The following is a 24813-nucleotide window of genomic DNA, read 5'->3' as shown; positions in this document are numbered from 1 at the left end:
CACCAGGTCGCGCCCTGTCGACGTCGATCGCGGACGCGGGTTCACCTACAGACACTGACGCCGCAGCGCTTCCACGAGCCCGTCGGCCAGGTCGGCCGTGGCGGCGTCGTCGAAGTCCTTGCGGCGTGCGCGCACGGTGACGGTGCTCGTCTCGCCGACGGTCACCGCGCCGAACGCCACGCCTGAGCGGCCGCTGGCGGCGGGATAGAACGCGATCGAGGTGACCGCGTCCGCCGCCGAGACGACGCCGAGATTGGAAACCAGGTAGGTCGAACCGAGCCTGCTCGCCAGCAGCCGGGTGCCCAGCCGGGCGATCCTGCTGCTGCGGGCGGGGAAATCGGGTTCCGGCGGCTGGGCGGCCAGCAGCGCGCCCACCTCGGCGACCGTGGGTTTCCCGCCGAGCCTCAACCGGAAGAACGCGCTGTCGTGCAAGGGTTCCGGCGCGGCTCCGCTGCGCCATGACGCGCCGACCGCGGCGACCACTCTGACGGCTTCCTCGCCGTGCCGGGCGTTCCACGTCTCGGTCAAGTTGGCTGCTGCCGCCGCGAAGGCCGAGGAACCGAACCGCGAGCGAGGGAGGATCCTCGCGCTGAACACGTCCCCTGGGCGACTTTCGGCCCGTTCCGGGGTGATCCTCGCCGGAGGCGCGAAAAGCGCTTCAGCGAGGCGCTGGAAGGCGGACACGAGAAACGATCGATCGGCCGTGCGGGCGCCGATTCCCTTGGCGGCGGACGAGATCGGGACGTCAAGGGCCAGCCCGAGGACGGCGAGCAGGCCGAGCCCGTCGAGGGCGCCGTGGTGCGCGGCGATCAGCACGACGGGTTCGTCGACGCCGACCGCGACCCGGAGCAACGGCGCGCCGCGCTCGTACGAGGTCTCGGCGAAACGATCGCGGATCGCCGGGAGTTCTTCGCCGGACACGGCCAAGACCTCGGGAGCGGCGCCGAGCCACGGCCGTTCCTCGACCGCGACCGCCAGCCGCATCCGCGCCTTTTCCGGTGTCAGCGACGAAGACAGCCTCGCTTCCAGGAGGATGCTCCAGGAAACGGTGGGGTCGCCGTAGAGCCCGACGACCCGGCCGGCGTGGTCGGAAGCGAGCTCGGACACCGGCTCAGCGGTTGCCGTAAATGACGTGCTCGGGGCTCGAGTTCGGGTTGAACTGCTCCTTGATCTTCGCCTGCACCTGGGGTGCGGCGTCCGGATCCGCGGTGGTCGTCAGCGCGTAACTCCCGCCCGCGGCCGTCGCGAGCCCGATGATTACGGCGGCGGCCGCGCCGATGAGGGTGCCCAAGACCTACTCCTTCCGAGACAGGGAATTCCTGCGTCGGCTCAATGTACGCACCGGTAACTTGAGGCACAACAGTGCGACCGCGATCGACACCAGCGCTACTCCGTTTGCCAGCACCACAGGGATCGGTGATCGCGTCCCGGTCACCGCGGGCTCACCGGGAGTGCGGTAAAGCGTGAGCCAATCACCGGACCACACCGGTTGCGCGCCGGTCAGCAACCGCGGGTCGATCCGCCCCGGGGTCCCGTGTTCGACCAGGATCCAGCCGATTCCCGCCGCCGACAGCTCTTCCGGCGACTTCGCGGCGCGGACACGGTCCATTCTGGAATCCTCGCCCGCGATCTCCTCACCGCCGACGCGCAATGTGTCGTCGGCGAGGACGGTCTCGGGCAGCGCGCGTGGCGCCGGGTCCAGCTGGGTCCGATGGTCGTTCCAGGCGAAACTGCGGAACGTGGACAGCGGCAGCGCGACGACGTCGCCGGGCCGGTCGCCTTCCGCCAGCACGCGGTGCACCTCGCTCCAGTCCGCCGGGTAGCGCACCGCTTCGAGCCTTCCCCAGCCGCCCCAGGCGAGATCGGGCATGGTGAGCAAGGGAAAGAGCGCGGCGGCCGCGACGATCGCCCTGCGTGCCGCCCCGGTCCGCAGGCGTGCGGCGGCGGCTTCGACCGCCAGCGCGAACCCGAGCGCCACCGGGAGCGCCCACCAGGCCACCCATTTCTGCGCGTCCCGCAGCAGACCCGCGCCGGGAACGTGCCCCATCGCCCAGGAGAGCACGGGCTCGCCGAACGGCAGTGTCGCCAGGGCGGCGAGCACGACACCGAGAACTCCCAGCAGCAGCAACGCTCTCGCCGGCGGTGTCCCCCACTTTCGCGCGAGGGGGCGGAGCCCGGCCAGTGCCACGGCGACCGTGACGAGGATCAGCACCGGGGCCATCGGCGCGCCCCGGCTGCCGGGAACGACGTCACCGTTCCAGATCCCGCCGAGCCCGAGCACGCTCAGGATCGCCGGGCCCCAGCTTTCCGCGCGGGCGCTGAAGGCGGGCACCCCGGCGGGATCGGACAGCGTGCCGCCGTCGTGCAGGAACGCCGGGACGAGCCACGGCAGGTTGAGCACGACGGCGAGACCGAGGGTGTGGCCGAGTTTCCGCGGTCCGGCCAGCGCGATCGCGGTGAGCGCGGCCAGCACACCACCGGGTGGCGTGAGCACCGCGGGGGCGCAGGCGAGCACCAGTCCCGCGAGCGCCCTCGGTTCGTTCCGGCGCAGGGAAACCGCGGCGCCCACGATCCACGGGAGGCAGGCGTAGGTCAGCAGGAGCGGCCAATGCCCGATGAACAACCGCTCCGCGAAATAGGCCGTCCACGCGTAACCGGTGGCCGCGACGATCCGCGTACCGAGTTGCTCCGTCGGGACCAGCCGACCTGCCCCGTATGCCGCAAAGAACAGCGAGAGCAGCAAGATGATTTTCTGGACGATGTCACCCGAAACCACGGCTGTCGCGAGCGCGATCACGGCGTCTGCGGGGACCGATCGCGGCAGGGCGGACCCGAGCCCGAGCGCGTCCGGGATCAGCGACTGACGCTGGGCGAACACCATGTCGTAACTCAGGACGAAGCCGCGTCCGAGCACGGGCAGGAACACCAGCGTCGCCAGCGCGGCCGACACCGCGGCCAGTACGAGACGTTCACGCCGTGCGTCCAACTGCTCTTCCCTTTCCGCCGCGATCACGGTTATGGTCGCGGAGATTACTCGCCGGTAATGGGAGCTCTGTTGAGCGTAGACGTCGAGGTCGAACAGACCAGGACCGACAAGCGTGTCGCGGCGATCCTCGTTTCCCTGGTGCTGGCGGCCAACAACGCCGGCGCCTACGTGCTGAGCATCGTCGCCGCCCGCCTGCTCGCTCCGAGCGCGTTCGGTGAGCTGAGCTCGCTGCTGGCGGTACTGGTGATCGGCGTCGTCCCCGCGATGGGGCTGCAAACCGTGGTCGCGCTGCGGGTGGCCCGCAAACCGCAGGACAGCGGGACACTGCTCGCGCTCGGCCTCACCACGAGCGCCATCGTCGCGACCATCGGGCTGCTACTGGCGCCGGTGCTGGTCTTCGTGCTGCACCTGGATTCCGTGGTGCCCGCGCTCCTGCTCGCCGTCACGCTCGGCCCGCTGACGCTGCTCGGCCTCTTCCACGGCCTGCTCCAGGGCAGCGGCCGCTTCACCCGGCTGGCCGGGCTCATGGCGCTCGAAGGCGCGGGCAAGGTCGGCGGCTCGCTGATCGGCCTGCTCATCGGCGGCGATGCCACCGGCGCGCTGGCCGGGACCGCGATCGGCTCGTACCTGGTGATCTTCTGCGGCTGGATCCTCTGTGGACGGCAGCGCCCGCGAAAGACGGGCCGGCACGCGGGCGAAGTCCTGCACGCGGCGCAGGCGATGCTGGCGCTGGTCCTGCTGGTGAACCTCGACCTGGTGCTGGCGCGCCACACCCTCCCCGCGACCGAGGCCGGTGAATACGCGCTCGGCGCGATCGTCACGAAGATCGCCTACTGGCTCCCCCAGGCCGTCGGTGTGCTGGTGCTCCCGCGTTTCGCGAACGGCGACGACCGGCGCCGCATCCTGCCGGTCGCCTTGGCCGTCTGCGCCGCTCTCGACGCCTTCGTCCTTCTCGTGTCTCTCGTTTTCGGGTCGCGCTTGCTTTCGTTCATCGGCGGCTCCGGTTACGCCGCCAGCACCATGCCGGTCTGGCCGTTCGCCCTCGCCGGCTCGATGCTCGCGCTGGTGCAGATCCTGCTGTTCTCGCGCCTCGCCGCCGGTGACCGGCGGGTGACCTTGCTGATGTGGACGACCGTGGTGGTGGAGACGGTGCTGGTGACCGCCTGGCTGCACTCTTCGGCTGTCCAGGTGGTGACCGTCGCCGCTTGCTGTGCCGGGGGTTTGGCCTTGTCCGGCGCCGTGTTGGAGTGGCGGTCGCGTCGCGCTTGAGCGGCACTGTGTGGATTTCTGGTCATCCAACGCACCAAAATCCACACAGTCGCGCGTGAAAGGTCCGGTCACGAAGCCGAGGCGCCGGGTTCTGTCGGTGGTCGGCTCCATGCTGATCCGGTGCGTAGAGGCGAGTGGGCGCGCCACCCATTGATCATCGACGGTCCACCGGTGATCGCGGCGAAACAACTCGAGACCATCGGAGTATCGCGGAGCACGATCTCGCGACGCTGCGGGCCCGGCGGGACGTGGCGGATGCTGCTGCCCGGCATAGTGCTGCTCCAGAACGGCGAGCCCACCGACGAGCAGAAGATTCACGCCGCGCTGCTGCATTGCGGCCCCGGCTCGCTACTGACCGGTGTACGTGCCTTGCAGCGATACGGGCTGCGCTGCCTTCCGGAGAGCCAGGAGGTCCACATCCTCGTTCCCGCGGAACGCTCGGTCACGAACTGCGGCTTCGTCCGCGTCGAAAGGACACGGCGCATCCCGAAATCCAGACCGCGAGGCGGCGTCCCGACCGCTCCTGTCCCCCGCGCGGTGATCGACGCGGCGCGAAGGACACCGGACAGGGACGCGATCACGGCGATGATGGCCGAGTCCGTCCAGCGAGGTTTCTGCCTCCCGCGTGCTCTCTCCGACGAGCTCGCCGAAGGCCGAACAGGCAAAGCACTCCTGCGTCGCGCACTGACCCTGATCCTGGGCGGCGCGCGGTCGGTCGCCGAAGCCGATGCCTGGCGGCTCTGGCAGCGATCGGATCTCCCCGAGTTCCGCTGGAACGTCAAGATCTTCGCCGCGGACGGCACCTACATCGCGCAGCCGGACGGCTGGTGCGACGAACTGGGCTTCGCCTGGGAAATCGATTCCCTCGGGCACCACGCGGGAGAGGCGGGCTTTCGGGACACCCTCGCCCGCAACGCCCGCTATGCCGCGGCCGGGATCGTCGTTCTCCAGACGCTGCCGTCCCGGCTGCGTTCGGAACCCGGCAGGGTCATGGCCGAGCTCCGGGCGGCACTGGACAGCGCACGCCTACGACCGCGGCCCGACGTCCGTCTCGGGTGACCGTCCAGCGAACCAAGGCACACAAGTCGCCATCATCGCCGCCGCCGCCAGCAGCAGCGAAGCCTGCGTCACCGGACCATAGGCCCACTCCTGCCCGTGCCCCAGCAGCCGCCCCACCACCGCGACGAGCGTTCCCACGACCATGCCGCCGAAAGCGAGGTACCGCGGCGCGCGTTCGCTGAACTGGCGGGCCAGCAGGACGGCGATCAGCAGCACGATCGGCAGCATTCCGCCCAGGACGGCCAGCAACCCGATGAGCACCACCGGGACCACTCGTCCGGAGCCCGCCTCGACCGGGACACGTCGCCGCCGGACCGGCCACAGGGCACCGATCAGCACCAGCAGGATCGCGACCGCCCCGATCAGCAGACCCGACCGGTACTTCCAGTCCGGGGCGAACTCCAGCTTCACGACGCCACCGGAGCCGGCGGGCAGGATCCACGCCTGCTGCCAGCCGTCGACACGCGTCTTCACCAGCGGAGTCCCGTTCAACGAAGCGGTCCAGCCCGCGTTCGCGTTCTCCGGAACGGCCAAAATGGACTCGTCGCCGCCCGCCACGGTGACCGAGCGGGACGTCGCGTCCCAGGACTCCACTGTGACGGCGCGATGCGCGGCGGGCGCAACGGTCCGACCGGCGGGTTTCAGCCACAGATCTTGGACCACAAAGGACTCGGATCGCTCGGTCCGCAATTCGTGCCCGCCCGCCGCCAGGTCGACGCCGCCCGCCGAATCGGGGCACGCGGAGAGCGTCAGCGGCCGGTGCGCGACGAAGTCGGCGAGGGTGCCGCGCACGGAAGTGTCGTAGTCGAAGCCGTCCAGGCGGACGTTCGGACCCGATCCGCAGGGCAGCGTGAACTCCTCAGCGGGGGCGGGAAGTTCGGCCCCGGTCAGGGACAGGCTCCCGATGCCCAGCGAATGCCGCGTCCGCTGGTCGTCGTCGAGACCGGCGAACGCGATCTTCAGCTGCGAAGTCTCCAAGGGCGGGAACGTCGCCGCGCCGGAAGAGTCGAGCTCGACGGAGCGGCTCGACGTCGGTGTGGTCAGTTCCAGCCGTGCGGGCGCGCCGGTGTCGGCGGCGACGCGGATCCCCGAGATCGTCTGGGGTTTCGCCCAGTCCAGGGTCAGCGCCGGCCGCAGGTCGGTGACGTCGGGCAGCCAGGTGGTCGCGGGATTCCCGTCCACCGCGGCGAATCCGCTCGCCGACGGATCCCCGCCCAGTTGCGAGGTCGCCGACACCTGCACGCCGGGCAACGTCACCGGGAACCGGCCGCCGCCGGCAGGCAGCACGGTGCCGCCGAACTCGTAGGCGCTCGGCGACGTCGTCGAGAACAGCCGCCGGATGCCGTCCGGTTCTTCACCGTCGCGGCCCGCGTTGGCATCGCAGCGGACGCGCCCTCCATCGGGCACGCACGCGTAACGCGCTTGCGGGCCCCGGGTGAACGCGAAGCCCGGCGCCGCACCGGGGCCGAGGTCCGCGGGGACTTCGAGAGCGCGTTGCGGGTCGACGTCGGGGATCTTCAGTTCCGAGATCCCGACGTTGCCGTCCTGCCTGCCGACCACGAGCGACAGCAACGTGACCCGCACCTTCCGAGTCACCCCGGCGGGTGCCGGGTAGGTGTGCGCCCCCGCGCCCCGGACGACCTGGTGATTTACCGAACCGTTGTCCGTGGTGATCCGGATCCGGGTCGGCGGCCAGCCGACGCGGATGTCGTCGACCATCGCGAGATCGACCGAATTCACCAGCCTCGGCGTATCGAGCTCGACTTCGAGCCATTCGCCGATCGGACCGGTGAAACTCGACGAATGCCAGGCGGTGCGCGGATCTCCGTCCAGTGCGGCGAACGGCTGGTGGCTCGGGTCCGAACCACCGAACGCGTCCGCGAACGAAGCCGCCGTCGACGCGTCGACCGAACGGATTCCCCGGTACGCGGCCACGGTCTGGTGCTGCTCGCCGGGAAACGGCAAGACGTCCAGCGCGGCTCGTTGCTGCCGCGCGGATTCCCCGGCGGTCAGTGTCTGGCTCAGGTTGTCCCGCACCCCGCCGACGTTGCGTTCGGCACGCCGCAGCCCGTCGGTGACCAGCCTCGGCCCGGACGGCGAACCGCCGTCACCGGTCAGCACCGTCGGCGTGCCGGGGTCGAGCTGCCCGGAGTTCATCAGCGGCAGCAGGTTCTCCGGACCACCGCTCACCGTCGGGACGTCCTTCGCGGACGTCGCGGTGACGAGCGGCACCGGCCGTTTCACCTCGAAGACCTCCAGCGGCCCGAACTGGGCCGACTTCTCGATCCCCGGCGAACCCGCCAGCCCGGCGCGCAACGTCGTGAAATCGGGCGCGCCGACCTTGGCGCGGTCGATGTCGCCGCGCAGCACCAGGAACCGGTAACCCGATCGCGCGAGCAGCGCCGCGAGCCCGGGATCCCCCCGGCCGTCGGCCAGGGCCGCGTCGATCGAGTCCATCAGGCGGGTGTTGCCCTCCGAACCCAACGGGACCTGGTTGCGCACCGCCCACGGGCTGTCCGCGATGGCCTGCGCCGGTTCGTCCACCGTGCGGCCCCAGCCGTACTCGCCGAATCCGGTCGCGGGCAGCAGCAGCGTGCGCGCCGTCGCGTCGGTCTTGGCGACGTGTCCCATCGCGTCGTACCAATATCCCGGCACTTCGTCCCAGCCCGGCCCGGGCCGCAACGTCAGCAGCCATACCGGCGCGGCCATCGCCACCACCAGCAAGGCGCCCAGCGCCGGACGCAGATTCCGCCGGAGCGCGGGCGCGGCGCTCGTGATGCCGTGCACGAACGCCAGCATCAACGGCAGTCGCAGCACCGGTTCGAATTTGTGCACGTTCCGCAGCGGTGCGAGCGGTCCGTCGAGCAGCTGCCGCACCGGTTCCGCCAGCGGGCTGTCGAGCGTCCCGACATAGCCGACGGTCAGCAGCGTCAGCCCGGTCAGGACCCCGAGCACCAGGAAACGCCGTTCCGGCAGGCCACGCCTCGCGAGGCCGAGCAACCCCACCGCGGCCACCAGCCCGGTGGCCGCCATCAACACGGGATTGTCGATCAGCGCCCAGCCCGACGGCCACCACGGCGTGCCCTGCACGACGTAGGCGACCCACTGGTTCGTGCCGCGCAGCACCTCGAACAACGACATCGGAGCCGTGGTGTTGGTCGCGGATTCGATGTAGTCGAGGAACGGCAGGCTGTACTGGCCGAGCAGCACCAGCGGCAGGAACCACCACAGCACCACGCCGACGACGACGACGAACCACCAGATGACCAGCGCGACATGCGTGCTCCGCCATTTCCGGGTCAGCAGCCACAACCCCGGGAGCACGAGGGCCATCACGACCATCGCGCCGTTGATCCCGCCCATGCACAGGACAGCGAGCGCGGACAACCCGGCGGCACGGCGCGGCGAGCCGACGCGATCGGCGAGGATCAGCGGCAGCAGCACCCACGGCAACAGGACGGCGGGCAGCATTTCCGAGGACAGCGAACCGATTTCGGTGACCATCCTCGGCGCGAGGGCGTAACCGACTGCTCCGATCAGCCGAGTACGTTCGTTCCCTATTTTCAGCGCGCGGGCCACCAGCAGGGCGCCACCGAAGGCGACCGCGAGCAGGATCGCGCACCACAACCGCTGCGCGATCCACACCGGGATCCCGGCCGCCTGGCACAGCGCGAAGAACGGTCCCATCGGGAACAGGTAGCCGTACGCCTGGTTCTGCAGCTCCCCCGCCGTCGCCTGGGGATTCCACAGGTGCAGCGCCCGGCCGAGGAAGGCGAGCGGATCCACGGCCAGATCGAGTTTCGTGTCGAACGTCGTCCTGCCGGGACGCTGCACAAAGGACAGCACGGTGAGCACCAGCACGATCCACGTGCTCGGCCGTTTCACAAGCGCCCCGGGGGTTACCATCCGGTAGATACTAGGCGGAAACGTGGCTACTATGCGCCCTATGACAGACGGTTTCGAAGATGCGTGGTCGCTCGCCGAACCCGTCAAGGGCTGGATGACGCGGGAGCAGGGCCTGTCCCTGTGGAACGCGGCCCGCCGGTTGGACAAGGGCGACCTCATCGTCGAAATCGGCAGCCACCAGGGCCGTTCGACGATCGTGCTCGCCAGTGCCGCCCGCACGGTCGGCGCGCGGGTGGTCGCCGTCGACCCGTTCGTCGACGGCCGTCTGTTCGGTGGATCGCCGACACGCCAACGGTTCGAGGCGAACTTGCGGAAGGCCGGCGTCGAGGACGTCGTGGAGCTCGTGGCGGAGTACAGCACGAAGCTCCGCCCGAGCTGGGATCGTCCGATCGAGCTGCTCTACATCGACGGCAAACACGACTACTGGACCTACACCGACGACCTGCGCTGGTCGGCCAACCTGGCCGACGGCCGGGAAATCCTGGTCCACGACTGCTTTTCGTCGATCGGTGTCACCCTCGGCACGATCGCGAAAGTCCTCTTCGGACGGCGCTACACCTATCTCGACCGCGCGACGTCGCTGGCGCGATTCCGGCTCTCCCCACCGTCGTTCAAGGACAGAGTGCGCGTCCTCACCCAGCTGCCGTGGTTCCTGCGCAACGTCGGGATCAAGATCCTGCTGCGGCTCCGGCTGGCGCCCGTCGCGAGGGTCTTCGGGCACGACAGTCCGTACGACCCCTACTGAGTGAGCGGCTTGCCGACGTCGACCTTCGCGAGACAGACGGGAGCCCCCTTCGCGGACAGCTGAAAGCCGATCTTGTCGAAAAGTCCCTCGATCGGCAGGTACATCGTGTGCAGGCCGGGCTGGAACCACACGGGCACGCGGGTGCCGTCGCGGTCCACGAACCCTTCGCCGCCGTCCGAGGTGAAGTAGTCGATCCGCAGCAGGTAACGGCCGAGAACGGGCGTGTCCAACGGAACGCGGACCAGTTGTTCACCGACGGTGTACCCGCAGCCCGCCACCGGGCCGGGCACGCCGCGGGAAACCGGCTCCACTCCGGTGATCGTCCGCGCGGTGCCCGAATCGTCCAAAAGGGACATCCGGCTCGTCGGCTGGTCGAACTGGAAACCCGGGATCAGGCCGACCACCCTGGACGTGCGGGCGTTTTCCCCGAACCACCCGTGCAGGACGTCGTTCGGCACCGCCGTGTCGAACAGCACGAGATCGGGATCCCGTTCGATCGAGGCACGCGCATTGGCGAGGAACTCCCGGGAGTGGTCGAATCGCAGCCCGGGCGCCAGCCGGGAGAATCCCCCGGCGGAACTCGCGAGCAAGGCAAGGCACAACGCCAGGGCGATCGGCCGTTTCGCCGTGGACGCCACGGTATCCGAAGGCCGGTCGAGAGGTTTGGGCTCGAGAAAGGCGAAAGCGAGACACAGCGCGGCGACGAGCGCCAGGTCGGCGCCGTAGCGGGGATCGCTGCCCAGTTCCGGGCCGACCTCGGTGAGCCGGGTGGCCGCCGAAAGCCCGATGTCCGCCACGAACACCAGACCCAGCAACAGCCACGCCTTCCTGGCCCGGAGCCCACCCACGCGGATCCCGGCGACCAGCACCGCGACTGCCAGAAGCAGCAGCGGAATCCGCACCGCCACGGGGGAAGCGGCGAACGTCGCACCGGGACCCGGGCCCGACCAAGGCCCGCCCACGAGCCCGGGGATCAAGGTGTCGCCGAGCATCCGTCCCGTCATGTCCGCGACCGTGCCGACGGTGACCGCGCCGCCGCCCTGCCCGACCTGGCTCGTGGTCAAAGCCAGGAAAACGACGGCGTAGCTCGCGAGGACGGCGGCGAGGACACCCATGAGCACGAGGTGCCGCCGCAAGGAAATCCCGAGCAGCACGGTGATCCCGGCGATCAGCACCGGGATGAACACGGCCTTCTCGTAGAAGGCCAGCCCGAACACCGTCCAGGCCACGGTGGCGAACGCCCAGCGCCCGCCGTCGGCGAGATACCGCACATGCGCGTGGAGGGCGGCGGTGGCGGCCAGCAGCACGGGCGCGATCTGGATGGCGTACGCCCACCACAACGTCGGGACGAGCAGCAGGGTCGACGTCGTGAACATGGTGAACGGGACGAGAATCCCCCACCGGCGCCCGAAACAGCGTACGAGTACCGCCCACAGCAGCACGGAGGACGCCGCCTGCATCACCAGGACAGGCGCCATCAGCACGGCGAAGTTCAGCGGCGCCCACGCGGTCAGCACGTCGGCGAGCAGGAACCCGCCCGGCGCGAGATGGCCGTGGTAGTCCTGGAAGAAGTAGCCGAAGTCGAACGGGCCCGACTTCGCGGCGTGATACGTGATGACGAAATCGTCCTGCGCGAGGCTGCCGCGCAGCGCGGCCCACACGTGCAGGACGAACGGGATCGCGCCGGCGGCCAACGCGGCGAGCGTGACCGGCGAAGGTCTTTTCCCCCGGAGGAGCACGGATCGCCTCAATTCTTGCAGGTCGGCGGCTGGCACATGATCTTGCTCAGCGCCTGGTAGAAGACGTCCGAGATCGTCCTCGGATCGGGGGTGGTGAACGAATCCCCGCCGGTGGCGGTGGAAACCTGCCGCAGTTCGGACGCGTCGATATCCGGCCCGATGCCGATCCCGATGACGGGCAGCGGTTTCCTCGGGTCCTGGAGTTCACCCAGTTCCTCCAGCAATCGCGGCAGCCCGATCGTCTCGTTGTCCTCGTTGCGCCCGTCGGTGAGGACGACGACCAGGTTGATCCGGCCGGGTTTCCAGTTCTGCCTGGCGTTCTGATACGCGGCGAGGATCGAATCGTAGAGCCCGGTCGCGCCGCCGGCCTTCGGCCGCACGGCCTGAAGCCGCTCGACCCCGCCCGACGACTTCTGCTCGGCGATCGTCTTCATCGGCAACAGGATCCGATGGTCCTTGTCACCGTCCAATTTGGTCGAGAACAGCCACAGGCCCAGTTCGGTGGAGGGTTTGAACAGCCCGAGGCCTTGCGTCGCGGCCTGCAGGGTGAGCTCCATCCGGCTCTTCCCCGTCCCCGGCACGGCGGCGGACATCGATCCGGAGACGTCGAGCAGCACCTGGACCCGGGCGCTCAGGTTCGTCCCCGCCCAGGCCTGCAGCGCGGCGTACAGGTCCGTGACCGGCGGAGGCCCCGGCGGATGTGGCGCCGGGTCGGTCCGGCTGTCCCGCGCCCGCGGCACGGCGAATTGACCGGTGGGCGCCCGGAATCCCTCGTCGGCGAAGATGCTGCCGGCGAGCGGATCGAGCAGCAGCCGCAGGAAACGTTCCGCCGCGGTCCTCGACGCTTCGGAGGCCTTGGGCAGCACGACATACGGATAGTCGAACCCCTGCACCGGGACGCCGGGATACGCGGCCACCAGATTCCGTGCGAGTGCCGACTGTTCGGTCGTCGGGGCCTGCCCCGACGCGGGGTTCAGTTTTCGCATGGCGGCGGTGAAGGCCGCGGCCGGGTCGGGCTCCTTCTCGGTCAGCTTCCGCAGGGCGAGCAGGGTGCCGACGCCGAGCGGATCGCGCGCCGGATCCGGGATCCCGACCGGGGAGCCGTCGAGGATCTCCTGCCAGGAGGGCGCTTTCCCCGGCCAGCCGAACCGCCGCGCGGTTTCGTCGGAAAGTCCCAGTACCACCGGGGAATTCGCCACCGACTGACCGGATTCCGGCAGGTTCCACGCGCCGGCGTCCCTCGCCTGCGACAACATCGTGCTCGACTCGGGAACCCAGACGTCGGGCCCGCCGGAAGCGGTGGTCCCGAGCAGATCGGCGACCTCGGCCGACTCCTTCGCGGTCACGTTGACGCTGAAGCATTCTTCCTGCGGCACGGTCTTCGCGAGCCGCGTGAGCACCGGTGTCACGTCGGGTGCCGCGGTGATCTCGACCGGCGTCAACGCGTCACAACCGTTGCCCGCCAGCCGTGCCCGCAGATAGTCCACGCCCCACCAGGCGCCGAGCGCGATCACCAGCAACAGGCTCAAGACGACGACGGGCGCGTTGAAACGCCCGCCACGCCTCGGGCCTACCTGCATGTGCATGCCTCCGAGGTGCGGGGTGAGGACCTGGGATGTTGCCCAATCCGCCCGCGAACGTCAACCCTCGGGTAACTTAGCGCGTTCCGCTGCGGCAAACGGCCTAACCGAACTCGCGACTCGCGTGATTGAAGGCGTAACTCGCGTGATCAGAGGCGTAACTCGTGAGTTACGCCTCTGATCACGCGAGTTACGGCTCTGATCACGCGAGTTACGGCTCTGATCACGCGTGTTCGGCCGAAAGGCCTAACCGAAATAACGTCCGGCACCGATGTGGGCACCGGCGTTCTGCCACCATCCGGCGTCACCGGTCGAGTCGATCCCGTCCGCGATCACCGTCGCGCCCGCCATCTTCGCGGTGTCGATGAGGTTCCGCAGCGAACGTTCCGCCAGTGGTTCCGTCCGCCGCTCCGCCAGCCGGGGCGCGATCCGGACCGTCCGCACGGGCACGTCGACGAGGCAGACGACGTCACCGGCCGCGCCGAAGTCCTGCAGTTCAGCGTCCACGCCGATCTCGGCGAGGAGATGCAGGTTGTCCACCGTTTCGCCGAGTTCGGCGAGCACGGCACCGGCCGGGAAGCCCAGCCGCAGCCGTGACGGCCCGAGCCCGGTCGTGGTCAGGATGGTCCGCACCGACCCGACGAGATCGGGGTCCGCGGCCTGGTGCGGGGTCAGTCCCACGACCATCGGGAGCCGGTCGTCCGACTCCTCGCATGCGGTGCGGATGAGCCATTCGCCCAGCGGCACGATGAGACCGGTCTCGTCGGCGAAGCGGACGCAGGTGTCGTGACCGATCCGGCCGTGGCGCGGGTGGTTCCACGCGAGCCTGGCCTCGATCCCCGCCGGCCTGCTGCCGGCCAGCCACGTCAGCGGCCGGAAGCCGACCTCGAGCTGACCGGTCTCCCAGGCGCCCGCCATGGAGACGGCCAGGCCGAACTCGTGCCGTTCCCTCGTGTCGAGGACGGAGTCGGACAACGCCCACTGGCGGTAGCCGTTGGCCTGCGCCCGGCGCAGCGTCATCCCGGAGACGCGCAGCAGCTCGTTCGGCGCGATGTCCCTCGGTGGCCGGTGCACGACCCCGATACAGGCGGAAACCGCCACCCCGCTCCCGCTGTCGAGGTAGACCGGTTCGGCGAGCTCGTGGTTGATCATGCCGATGACGGTGGCGACGTCCGGGCTGGCCGCGGTGTTCTGGATGAGGATGCCGAATTCGTCACCGCCGATCCTGGCGACGAGCGCGTCCTCGCCGCCGACGACGGCCCGCAGTTTCGCGGCGACGTTCTTCAACAGGTCGTCGCTCTGTTTCTGGCCGAGCCCGCCCGCGATCAGGGAGAAACCGTCCAGGTCGAGGTGGTAGACCGTGACGCCGAAGGACGGGTCGGCGTGCCGGAGCGCCCGTTCCAGGCGGGTGCCGAAGCACTGCCGGTTCGGCAGGCCGGTCAGCGGGTCGTGCAGGGCCTGACGGCTCAGCTGCCGCTGCAACAGGGAGACGTCCGTGTCGCCGGCGACCAGGGTGATCAACTGCTGGGCTTCGCCCGCCGGGTCGCGGATGACGGCGCCGGTGAAACCGGCCCACGTCGGTTCCTCGTCCTCGGCCACGAGTCTTCGCGACAGCTCGAGCCGCTGGCTCTCGCCGTCGAGCAGCTTCCGGTAGCCCTCGCGCAGGCCGCCGGCGTCGTCCGGGTGCACGAGGTCGTAGAGGTTGACCCCGGTCAGGTCGGCGACGGGCCGGTTCACCATTTCGGCGAACGCGGGGTTCACCCGCTGGACGCGGCCGTCGACCCTGGTGACGGCCACGCCGGTGGCCGAACCGGTGAAGAGCTGCTCGAAGCGCGCCTGGGTCAGCACCAGCTCACGCCGGGTCTCGCGTTCGAGCGTGACCATGGTGCGGCTCAGATCCTCTTGCTGGGTCTGGATGCTCTCGCGCAACGCCTCGCCGTAGCCCGCCGCGAGCGCGCCGAGCACCTGCAGTACCCGTTCGGGGAGCGATTTCACGCTCTGCAGCTCCGGCTCGTGCAAGAGCCCCTTGCCGAGCACCTCCATCGTGCGGCGGAGGCTGTCCGGGCCGACGCATCTGAGCGCGACGAGCCGCGCGCCGGCTTCGGTGGCCTGCGCGGGCTCGGCGTCTTCACTCAGCACCGCCGCGAAGACCTCGTCCAGGAGAGCGGCGAAATGCTCTTCGATCTGGGCGTGGGTATACGGAAGATACGCCGTACCGGTGACCAGGTAGGCCCACTTGCGGGCCAGCGTGGCGCGGCTCGGCGCGGTGTTCTTCCGCCTCGGGGATGCGGAGGATGAAGTTCTCTTCGGGGCGTCCGGCGATACGGGGAACTCATCGCCGTCCGGAAGTGGGGCAGTCACGTCCGCCGGTCCTGGGGTCGCTTTCGTATTCCGTGGTGGAGAAACATCTTCCACGATTCTCTAACCGTACTCACGGTTCACCGATCATCCAATCGGGTGGTCACCCTACGGTACTGCAACTCCCACCTTGTCCCTCAGCCAAACCCGGGTGGCGTCCCGATATTCGGACGCGTTGCGATGCAAGGCCAGCGAATGTCCGGCACCGGACAGAACATACGTGGAAAGCCGGGCCTCGGGCCGGAAGAACGGCGCTTCCGCCGGACGCAGGGTCTCGCCGCTCGAACAGTCCCGAAGCGCGAAAAGGCCGCAGAACAGGACGTCCTTCGATCCGACCGCCTGGAGAACCGGTACGCGGATCGCTTTCGTCGCGGGCAGCACGATCCCGAACACGGCGACCGTTCCCATTCCCGGTACCGAAACCTGATCCTTGGTGGCCTCGTCGGCTTCGATGACCCGGGGGTCGGTATTTTCCGTCGCGTAGAACAGCCCGGCACGTGCTCCCGGTTTCGTCGTGAAATACAGCGGATCGCTACCGAGCGAACCGAGCTTGCCGTCCGTGAACGCGGGTTGCAGGCCGAAAAGCACCCCGAGGGCCAAGGCGGGGACCGATGGCAGATGCGTCATTCCGGTGAGGATCACGCCGTCCACGTCCTGATACGTCGAGGCCTCGGCCGCGACGATGCCGGAACCGACCGAATGCCCGACGATCACCACCTTCTCGAACGGCGTGCCGCCGACCCGGCCCGCGCGCAGATGGCCGACCACCTCGTGCATCGAGCGTGCCAGCACCGGCAGCAGGAGCGGAAGGCTGGGTGGTTTGCTGCTCCCGCCCGTGCCGAGCTGGTCCGCGGCGAAGGTGGCGTGACCGTGCTTGGCCATGTCCCGCTGATACGAATAGCGGTCCGGGTCGTAGGGCAGGTCCCAGTAGGCGCTGTTGTAGGTACCGCCGTGCACCAGCAACTGCACCGCGCCGGGCGCCGGACCGCCGGGCAGGCAGAGCCGGCCGTGGACCGTGGCGGGTTCGCCGAGCGGGCCGGTGACCGGCAGATCCAGATCGGAACAGCGGACGTCGACGGCTTCGGCCGGTGCCGCGACCAGGAAACCGCCGAGGAGCACGCAGCAGGCGGCCACCGCCGTGGCCAGTTTGAGCGGCATTCTCACAGAACCTCTCCGGAATCGGGACGCTCGGAAGGAGCATGAACCCTACACGGGGTGATCGGACACTCACGGTCAGCCCGGGGTTCTCGGCCGCACGATCATCGGCAACCGGTTCGGCTGCATCGTCGCTTTGATCCTGGGAAAGACCTTCACCCCCGGTACCGGTTCCAGCCGCCACCGGGCGCCGATCGTCGCCGCCACCAACGCGATCTCCGTGGGAGCGAACCGATGGCCGGGGCACAGCCGGGCGCCGGCACCGAACGGAATGAACGCTCCCTTCGGCACCTCCGCCGCGCGCTCCGGCTCCCAGCGATCCGGATCGAACCTGTCGGGATCGGGGAACCAGCGCGGATCACGGTGCAGCGTGTGCTGGCTGACCGCGACCTCGGTCCCGGCGGGGATGCGCACTCCGCCGAGTTCGACGTCCTCCCGTGCCCGCCGCATCAGGATCACCGGCGGGGTGCGGCGGACGACCTCGTTGATGATCCGGTGCGTGTAGATCAGGCGCGGCAGGTGTTCGAACCGCGCGGGCCCGCCCGCCAGCACCTCGTCGACCTCGGCGTGGAAGCGGCGTTCGATCTCCGGCCGCGCCCCGATTTCGTGGAAGAACCACGCGAGCGCGACGGCCGTCGTCTCGGCGCCGGTGGTGAGGATCGTGATGACCTCGTCCTCCACCTGGCGGTCGGTCATCTTCTCGCCGGTCTCGTCGTCTTCGGCCAGCAGCAACATCGACAGCAGATCGCCCTGGTCGCCGCCCTTCTCGCGCGCGCGGACGACGGCGTCGCCGATGACCCGCCGCAGCCGCGCGGCCGCCGCGTCGAACTCGCGGTTGGCCGGGATCGGCAGGCGTTCCACGAACTTCGGCGAGAACGCCCTGACCATGACGTATTTCAGCATGATCGGGATCGACCGCCGGATCTCGGTGAGCGCGTCGTCGCCGAGTTCGGTGGAGAACAACGTGCGCCCGGACACGGTCAGCGCGAGATCCTGCATGCGCCGGTCGAATTCGACCACCTCGCCGGGTTTCCACGTGTCCGCAAGCTCTACAGCGACCTTCGTCATCGTCGTTTCGGCGTAGAGCGCGATCCGGCTTCGCTGGAAGGCGGGCAGCATCATCCGTCGTTGCCGCTGGTTGAAGGCTCCGTTGGAGGTCGCGAGCCCGTCGCCGAACAACGGCCGCATCTTGTCGAACACGATGCCTTTGTCGAACTTCGCCGCGTCGACGGCGAGCAGCCGCCACGCCAGTTCCGGTGTGGTGATCAGATAGACCGGCATCGGGCCGAAGTCGAGCCGTACGACGTCGCCGCGCGATCGCAGTGAGGACAACAGTTTCACCGGATCACGCAGCATCGGCACGGTATGTCCCAGCACCGGCCACCGGCCTGGAGCGACGGCGACGTCCCGAGGTGGTGCCATCGTGCTCGCCTCCCGGTGCCTGGGCGCTGAACCCGGCCACCTTAGGGCCATGAGGCCGCGGAGCGGGGTCCATCGCCGGGCATCCACACGATCGGACGATGGCGGCCCGCTCCGGTGGGGCCGCTAGACTCCTGTGCCCCAACGGATCCTCGACCGAACGGCGGCGACCACGGTGACTTCGAACCTGAGCTGGGTACCCCCCGAGGTCGACACGACCGTGCCGAATCCCGCCCGGGTCTACGACTACTGGCTCAACGGCGACCACAACTTCCAGGCCGACCGCGTCCTCGGTGACCAGATCCTGAAGATCATGCCGGGAATCCGCGACGCGGCCCGGCTCAACCGCGCGTTCCTCCGGCGCGCCGCGCTGCACATGGTGGACGCGGGCGTGCGGCAGTTCCTCGACATCGGCTCCGGCATCCCGACCGTCGGCAACCTCCACGAGATCGTCCAGCGGATCGACCCTTCCTGCCGGGTGGTCTACGTCGACCGCGAGTCCGTCGCCGTCGCCCACGCCAAACTGCTGCTGCGCGGCAACGACCGATGTGCGGCGATCCAGGCCGATCTCCGCGACGTCGACGGCATCCTCGACGCGCCCGAAACGAAGGAACTGCTGGACCTCGACCAGCCGGTCGGCCTGTTCATGTTGCTGCTGCTGCATTTCGTGCCGGACTCGTGGGAGCCGCACGCGATACTGGCCCGCTACCGGGACCGGATCGCGCCCGGGAGTTTCCTCGCCATCTCGCATGTCGCCGCCGACGCGGACTCGAGCGGCCTCGACGAGGCCATCGAGGCATACAAGAGCACCCAGAACGACCCCATCCCCCGCACCCACGACGAGGTGCTGTCGTTCTTCGACGGATTCGACGTCATCGAACCCGGCGTCGTCGGCTGCGCGATGTGGAACCCCCAAGGCGCCGGCGACATGTCCGAAGATCCCGAGATCAACGCGCTGCCGTACGCCGGGGTGGGCCGCAAACCTTGAGGCAGCCCTCGTGAGTGGTAAGGACGATCAGAACCGTCCTTACCACTCACGACCCCCTCAGGGCAGTACGTCGGTCACGGTGTCCTTGATGACCTGCCACTTGCCGTGCTCACGCACCAGCGTCAGGCTGATCGTGTAGTGCCGGTCGATGTTCTGCGACGGAGCCTTGTAGTACGCGTCGAGGATCGCGAAGCCCATCTTGCAGTCCTCGACGACGGTGTGCGTCACCGTCCACGGCATGCTCCACTCGTACGGCAGCTTGAACTGCACGTCGATCACCGGATCCACGTTGGCGTCGTAGCCGATGATCGTCTGGCCCTTGCGGCCGATGGTCACCATGTTCTGGTGGATGATCGCCCGGTAGCGGGCCGCGTCACGTTTGTTGAAGCTGTCCATGTCCTCCCAGACCGCGCGGTCGAACGCGCGCTGGCAGGCCTGCCGCTCCGTCTCCGCCCGCTGGTCACTGGCCGCCGCGGCGGCGGGTACGGCGATTCCCGCCGCCGCCACGACCGCCCCGGCCAACGCCGCGTAATACCGCTTGCGCATGGGATTCTCCTCATCACGTCCTGTATTCCGTCCTCGCAGGTTCTCCGGACGGCGCATCACAGCTGCATCACTTCCGCACCGGCGCGGGCGGACCGCCGGTTAACCTCGCGGTAGGGGGTGCGATGGAGTTTCGGATTCTGGGTCCGGTGCAGTGCCGCAGCGGCTCGCGGGCGCTGAAGCTGGCGGGCTCACGGCAGGAGCGGATCCTGGCCGCGCTGCTGCTCGGCGCCGATCGCGTCGTCTCGGTCTCGCGGCTGGTGGACGTCGTCTGGGACGAGGACCCGCCCGCCACCGCCACCCGGCAGATCCGCAACCTCACCACCGCGCTGAAACGCGCACTCGTCGCCGAGGGCGCCGCCGATGACGTCCTGACCGCCGAGGGGCCGGGCTTCGTCCTGCGCCCGCGCGTCTTCGATCTGCGCACGTTCGAGGATCACGTCTCGCGAGGCGAGTTCCGCGAAGCACTCGCGTGCTGGCGCGGCCCGGCTCTGTCCGGTGTGGACAGTATGGCACTACGCGGTGAGGCCGAAGAGCTCGACGAGCGTCGTCTGTCCGTTGTGGAGCGTTGCCTCGACGAGGAGATCTCCGCCGGGGAGGACACCGTCGCGGAGCTGACGGCGCTGGTCGCCGAACATCCGCTCCGGGAACCGTTCGCCGGGTTGCTCATGCGCGCACTGCATCAGCAGGGCAGGCAGGCCGACGCGCTGAACGTCTACCGGCAGGCACGGACGCGGCTGGTGGAGGAACTCGGGATCGAACCCGGGCCGAAGCTCCGCGAGCTCTACGAACGGATCCTCCGCGACGAGCCGGAATACGGCAAGACCCGGTGCTTCCTCCCCTACGACGTCCCGGATTTCACCGGCAGGGAAGCCGAGATCGGCCGCCTGCTCGACGCTGTCCGGCTCGGCCGCCCGGTGACCGTCGACGGGATGGCCGGGGTCGGCAAGACCGCGCTCGCCGTCCATGTCGCGCACCGGCTCGCCGCCGATTTTCCCGACGGGCAGCTGTTCGTGGATCTGCACGGGCATTCCCCCGCCCGGGAACCGCTTTCACCCGAGGCCGCACTCGAAGCCCTGCTCGGCCAGCTGGACGTGCCGGCGAGCAGGCTCCCCAGCGGCGCGGACCGCCGGGCCGAGCTCTGGCGCGCCAGAACGGCGGGGCGGTCACTGCTCGTGGTGCTCGACAACGCCGCGAGCGCCGAACAGCTGAGACCGTTGCTGCCGGGTTCCGCCACGATCGCGCTCGTGGTCACCGGCAGGCGCCGCCTCGCCGCCGTGGACGGTGCCGCGTCGATCAGTCTCGAAGTCCTGCCCGACGAACAGGCGGGCGCCCTGTTCGCGGCCGCGTCCGGACGACCCGATGCGGGCGTGGCCGCGTTGTGCGGGAATTTGCCGCTGGCGATCCGGATCGCCGCGGCGCGGCTCCAGAATCGTCCACAGTGGACCGTGTCGACCCTGGCCGAACGGCTGGGTTCCGAACACGACAGGCTGGCCGAGCTGAAGGTCGCCGGACGCGACGTGGCCGCGGCCTTCGCACTGTCCTATCGGGAGCTGGACTCCGCACAACAGCGCATGTTCCGTTTGCTGGGGCGGAATCCCGGCACCGACATCGGGGTACCCGCGGCGGCCGCGCTGGCCGGTGTCGGTGAACCCGAGGCCGAACGGCTGCTGGAGGACCTGCTCGACGCTCATCTGCTCAGGCAGCCCGCGCTGGGCCGTTACGCGTTCCACGATCTGATCGCCGAGCACGCCCGCAGCGTCGCGCGCGACGAGGAATCGGGTCCGGCGATGACCAGGCTGCTCGATCACTACCGCGACGGCGGCGGCCCCGGCTGGTACCGCGGGGAACGGGCGAACCTGGTCGCGGTGACGCGCCACGCGTTCGACGCCGGTCTCGACGAGTACGCCTGGCGTATCGCCGAGGACACCACCGAAAACCTCCGGGAGAACGGGTATCTCGACGAGTTGCTCGCCGTGGCGCGGACCGGGGCCGCCGCCGCCCGCCGGATCGGGGATCCGCACGCGATCCAGCTGAGCCTGGCGGGCCTCACCCTGGCGTTCTGGGAGAACGGGCGGCTCACCGAGGGGATGGACTGCGCCATGGAGCGGCTCGACGTCGTCCGGAGATCCGGCGATCGGGCGGCCGAAGCGATCGCGCTGTCCCGGGCGGGCGCCCTGCACAGCATGCTCGGCCGTTACGCCGAAGCGATCCGGTTCTATCGGGAAGGCCTGGCTGTCTCGGGTGGCAGCACCGACGCCGCCGCGACGCTGTGGACCAACCTCAGCAACACGCAGGAGGTCCTCGGCGACCTCGACGACGCGCTCAAGTCGGCTCGTCGATCGGTGGCGCTCCGCGAAAACGACCGCGGCATGATCCTGAGTTCGGCCCAGCTCGGTCTCGTCCTCGCCCGGCTCGGCCACTTCGACGAAGCTTTCGAGACCATCCAGCGTGCGATCGCCACCTCGCGGGATCTCGGCTACCTGTTCGGCGAGGCGTGGAGCCGGATCGACCTCGCGGAGGCCCTGCTGCTCGCCCACCGGCCGGGCGACGCGCGCGACCAGGCCGAACGCGCGTGCGCGATCCTCGGTCGGCTCAACCATCCGCTGCTGCTGGCCATGGCGGCGAACAGCCTTGGCACCGCCTGCCTCGCCCTCGGCGAGACGACGGCGGGCCTCGACCGGCACCGGCTCGCGCTGGAAACGGCGAGGCGGATCGGCTACCGGCTGCAGGAAGCCCGCGCGCTCGCCGGGTTGGGACAGACCCGCGCCGCACGAGACCACTACTCGGCGATGGGCCTGTGCCCCGAACCGCTGAAGGTCGTCACCTGAGGAATCCGGTGAGCAGGTCGCGCAAGGTGTCCGGCTGGTGGAGGACGCCGTGGTCCTGCCCCTCGACCGTGGCATAGCGGGCGCCGGGGACCGTGTCGGCGACCGCGCGGGTGCCCGCCCGCATCCAGGCGTCGCTCTCGCCGCCGTTGATGACGAGCGTGGGGACCTGGATCTTGGCCAGCCTGTCCGCGGGCAGCACGTTGCCGGGACCACAGAGCGCGAGGTCATAGGGCAGCGTGTGGGCGAGGCCGGTGAACCACGCCCAGAACGCGTCGTCCCGCATCCCCTTCACGACCTCGGCCGGGGTGGCCGTCCCCTCGACCAGGAAGAGCTCGGCCGCGCCGTCGCGGTCGCCGTCGGCGATCAACGCCCGGACGCGGTCGAAAAGGTCTGCCGCGGGCCGCGTACGGCTGTCGTCGACGACATACGGCGGCTCGTACACGGCGAGGCTGGTCATGGCGACGCCTCTCGCGGCGGCCTCCAGGCCCAGCACGGCGCCCGAGGAGTGCCCGAACACCGCCGCCGAACCGCCCACGTGCTCGACCAGCGCCGCGAGATCCTCGACCTCGCGCTCCACCGAATAGACCGCGCCCGCGCCGCTGTCGCCGCGTCCGCGCCGGTCGTAGGCGATCACGGTGTGGTGCGGGGCCAGCGTCGCGGCCAGGCCGGCGACGGTCGTCCGGTCGTTGAACGCGCCGCCGATCAGGATCACCGGCGCGCCCTGCCCGGTGCGATCGAAGGCGATCGAGGTGCCGTCGGCCGAGGTGACGGTCTCGAACGAGGTGGTCATCAGGTCCTCCAAGGGGTCTTTCGCACTTTAGCTTCGTCCCTGGGTCGGAGCCGGCGACCACCGCTCGACATCACTTCCGGAGATTTCCGAAGAATTCCCGGAGCTCGGCCACCACGTCGTCCGGAACGGCCATCGCGACCATATGGCTGGGGCTTTCGTGATCCGCCCAGCGCACGATGTCGTTCTTGCGGGTGGCGATCGTGCGCAGCGCGGACGGCCCGCCGTGGGACACGCCGGTCGGCACCGCGGTCTGGTCGATCGGCATCGCGGCCGCGCCCTCGTAGTACGGCCACAGCGAGGTGCCGCCGGTCCCGGTCAGCCAGTACAACGTCGCGTTGGTGAGCAGGAGGTCGCGCTCGATCGGCTCGGCGGGCGCCGCGCCTTCGGGCCAGCCGTCGAACTCCTTGAACCGTTCGACCAGGTACGCCAGCTGCGCGACCGGCGAATCGAGGAAGCCGAAACTGAGCGTCTGCGGCCGGTTCGTCAGGTACGGCGCGTATCCGCTGCCGCCCGCGAACCGCTCCAGCAGCCCCGCGAGATCCGCCTGATCCCGTTCGGTGAGCCCTTCGAAGTCGGCCGGGTCTCCGGTCGGCACGCCGAGCCCGGACGTGATGTGCGAGCCGATGACGTGCTCGGGCGCGTGCACCGCGAGACAGGGTGTCACCAGCGCTCCGGCGTCGTTCCCGTGCGCGCCATAGCGTTCGTAGCCGAGACGGCTCATCAGCTCCGCCCAGGTCCGCGCCACCCGCGCGATGTCCCACGGGCGCTCGTCAGCAGACTCGGGGAACGGCGAGAAGCCGAAACCTGGCAAGGACGGCGCGACGACATGGAAGGCGCGCGACGGGTCGAGGCCGTGGGCGCGCGGGTCGGTGAGCGGCCCCAGGACGTTCAGGAACTCGGCGATCGAATTCGGCCAGCTGTGCGTCATGATCAGCGGGATCGCGTCGGGTTCCGGCGACCGGACGTGGAGGAAGTGGATCCGCTGCCCGCCGATGATCGTGGTGTACTGCGGAAACTCGTTGAGCCGCTTCTCGTATGCGCGCCAGTCGTAGCCGTCTCGCCAGTACTCGGCCAGCTCCTTGAGGTACGCGACGGGAACGCCCCTGCTCCACTCGGCACCGGGCAGCGCCGACGGCCAGCGGGTGCGGGCCAGCCGGTCGGTGAGATCGTCCAGATCGGACTGTGGGATGTCGATGCGGAACTGCTCGATGTCGGTCATGAGGCGACCGTAGGGGCCATTCAGGCCAGATCCTGACCTAAATGCTCGGAGTCAGTCGACTAAACGCGGACGCGGTCGTCTGTGAAGGCCTCCTTGCCTACCCTGAAGGTAGCGAAGGGACCCTTCGCGTTGAGGCCAACGTCGTTCATGACGGCGTGCTCATGGCCGAGCGTGTCGCGAAAGCCACTTTCGCGACGTCTGATGTCCCGAAAGTGGCTTTCGCGAC

Annotated in this window: 17 protein-coding genes; 5 read left to right on the top strand and 12 right to left on the bottom strand. The window is 69.5% G+C overall.

Annotated features, from left to right (window positions below; genetic code table 11):
• Positions 1-45: 45 nt before the first annotated feature.
• Genes ACXIZN_RS07965 through ACXIZN_RS07955 form a run of 3 tightly spaced genes read right to left on the bottom strand, consistent with a single transcriptional unit; the run spans position 46 to position 2986 of the window.
• On the bottom strand, positions 46-1107 hold the full coding sequence (locus ACXIZN_RS07965; RefSeq protein WP_457953308.1) for a hypothetical protein: 1062 nt from the start codon (positions 1105-1107) through the stop codon (positions 46-48).
• Between the two features lie 4 nt (positions 1108-1111).
• Positions 1112-1291 (bottom strand): DUF2613 domain-containing protein, encoded by a 180-nt coding sequence (locus ACXIZN_RS07960; RefSeq protein WP_126736791.1) that lies wholly within the window; start codon positions 1289-1291, stop codon positions 1112-1114.
• 3 nt (positions 1292-1294) lie between these two features.
• Positions 1295-2986 carry a hypothetical protein gene (locus tag ACXIZN_RS07955; protein WP_457953307.1) on the bottom strand — a complete coding sequence of 564 codons (1692 nt, stop codon included), beginning with the start codon at positions 2984-2986 and terminating at the stop codon, positions 1295-1297.
• Positions 2987-3055: 69 nt separating this feature from the next.
• Here ACXIZN_RS07955 and ACXIZN_RS07950 point away from each other — a divergent pair, with 69 nt between their 5' ends.
• Positions 3056-4255, top strand: coding sequence for a lipopolysaccharide biosynthesis protein (locus ACXIZN_RS07950; protein ID WP_457953306.1), 1200 nt, complete (start codon positions 3056-3058; stop codon positions 4253-4255).
• A 120-nt stretch (positions 4256-4375) separates the two neighbouring features.
• Positions 4376-5314: a hypothetical protein gene (locus ACXIZN_RS07945; RefSeq protein ID WP_457953305.1), complete on the top strand. Its 939-nt coding sequence runs from the start codon at positions 4376-4378 to the stop codon at positions 5312-5314.
• Here the strand turns inward: ACXIZN_RS07945 and ACXIZN_RS07940 are convergent.
• Positions 5282-9220: an alpha-(1->3)-arabinofuranosyltransferase gene (locus ACXIZN_RS07940; protein WP_457953304.1), complete on the bottom strand. Its 3939-nt coding sequence runs from the start codon at positions 9218-9220 to the stop codon at positions 5282-5284. The genes ACXIZN_RS07945 and ACXIZN_RS07940 overlap by 33 nt on opposite strands.
• Positions 9221-9260: 40 nt before the next feature.
• On the opposite strand from ACXIZN_RS07940, the gene ACXIZN_RS07935 reads away from it, so the two are divergent.
• Entirely contained in the window at positions 9261-9965 is a 705-nt protein-coding gene (locus tag ACXIZN_RS07935) for a class I SAM-dependent methyltransferase (RefSeq protein WP_457953303.1), read from the top strand.
• Here the strand turns inward: ACXIZN_RS07935 and ACXIZN_RS07930 are convergent.
• From ACXIZN_RS07930 to ACXIZN_RS07910, 5 genes are all read right to left on the bottom strand, one after another.
• The gene (locus tag ACXIZN_RS07930) at positions 9959-11704 is read right to left on the bottom strand and encodes a hypothetical protein (RefSeq protein WP_457953302.1); all 1746 of its coding nucleotides are present in this window, start codon (positions 11702-11704) and stop codon (positions 9959-9961) included. The genes ACXIZN_RS07935 and ACXIZN_RS07930 overlap by 7 nt on opposite strands.
• A gap of 8 nt (positions 11705-11712) precedes the next feature.
• Positions 11713-13290: a substrate-binding and VWA domain-containing protein gene (locus ACXIZN_RS07925; protein WP_457953301.1), complete on the bottom strand. Its 1578-nt coding sequence runs from the start codon at positions 13288-13290 to the stop codon at positions 11713-11715.
• Positions 13291-13530: 240 nt separating this feature from the next.
• On the bottom strand, positions 13531-15645 hold the full coding sequence (locus tag ACXIZN_RS07920; RefSeq protein WP_457953300.1) for an EAL domain-containing protein: 2115 nt from the start codon (positions 15643-15645) through the stop codon (positions 13531-13533).
• Positions 15646-15750: 105 nt separating this feature from the next.
• Positions 15751-16800 (bottom strand): alpha/beta hydrolase, encoded by a 1050-nt coding sequence (locus ACXIZN_RS07915; protein WP_457953299.1) that lies wholly within the window; start codon positions 16798-16800, stop codon positions 15751-15753.
• Positions 16801-16875: 75 nt separating this feature from the next.
• Positions 16876-18219: a cytochrome P450 gene (locus tag ACXIZN_RS07910; protein ID WP_457953298.1), complete on the bottom strand. Its 1344-nt coding sequence runs from the start codon at positions 18217-18219 to the stop codon at positions 16876-16878.
• A gap of 172 nt (positions 18220-18391) precedes the next feature.
• Between ACXIZN_RS07910 and ACXIZN_RS07905 the strand changes: the two genes are divergently transcribed.
• Positions 18392-19204, top strand: a complete 813-nt coding sequence (locus ACXIZN_RS07905; RefSeq protein ID WP_457953297.1) for an SAM-dependent methyltransferase — start codon at positions 18392-18394, stop codon at positions 19202-19204.
• Positions 19205-19261: 57 nt separating this feature from the next.
• Here the strand turns inward: ACXIZN_RS07905 and ACXIZN_RS07900 are convergent, their stop codons facing one another.
• Positions 19262-19750 carry a hypothetical protein gene (locus ACXIZN_RS07900; RefSeq protein WP_457953296.1) on the bottom strand — a complete coding sequence of 163 codons (489 nt, stop codon included), beginning with the start codon at positions 19748-19750 and terminating at the stop codon, positions 19262-19264.
• Positions 19751-19872: 122 nt separating this feature from the next.
• Here ACXIZN_RS07900 and ACXIZN_RS07895 point away from each other — a divergent pair, with 122 nt between their 5' ends.
• Entirely contained in the window at positions 19873-22578 is a 2706-nt protein-coding gene (locus ACXIZN_RS07895) for a BTAD domain-containing putative transcriptional regulator (RefSeq protein WP_457953295.1), read from the top strand.
• Here ACXIZN_RS07895 and ACXIZN_RS07890 read toward each other — a convergent pair.
• Both ACXIZN_RS07890 and ACXIZN_RS07885 read right to left on the bottom strand, forming a co-directional pair.
• A complete protein-coding gene (locus ACXIZN_RS07890; protein WP_457953294.1) occupies positions 22571-23368 on the bottom strand; it encodes an alpha/beta fold hydrolase in 798 nt (265 codons plus the stop codon). The two genes, ACXIZN_RS07895 and ACXIZN_RS07890, sit on opposite strands and share 8 nt — an antisense overlap.
• A 70-nt stretch (positions 23369-23438) precedes the next feature.
• Positions 23439-24587: an epoxide hydrolase family protein gene (locus tag ACXIZN_RS07885; RefSeq protein WP_457953293.1), complete on the bottom strand. Its 1149-nt coding sequence runs from the start codon at positions 24585-24587 to the stop codon at positions 23439-23441.
• Between the last annotated feature and the right edge of the window lie 226 nt (positions 24588-24813).

Source organism: Amycolatopsis sp. TRM77291, assembly GCF_054166285.1.
The sequence above is the reverse complement of the archived record's forward strand: the minus strand, read 5'-3'. Positions and strand labels throughout refer to the sequence as shown.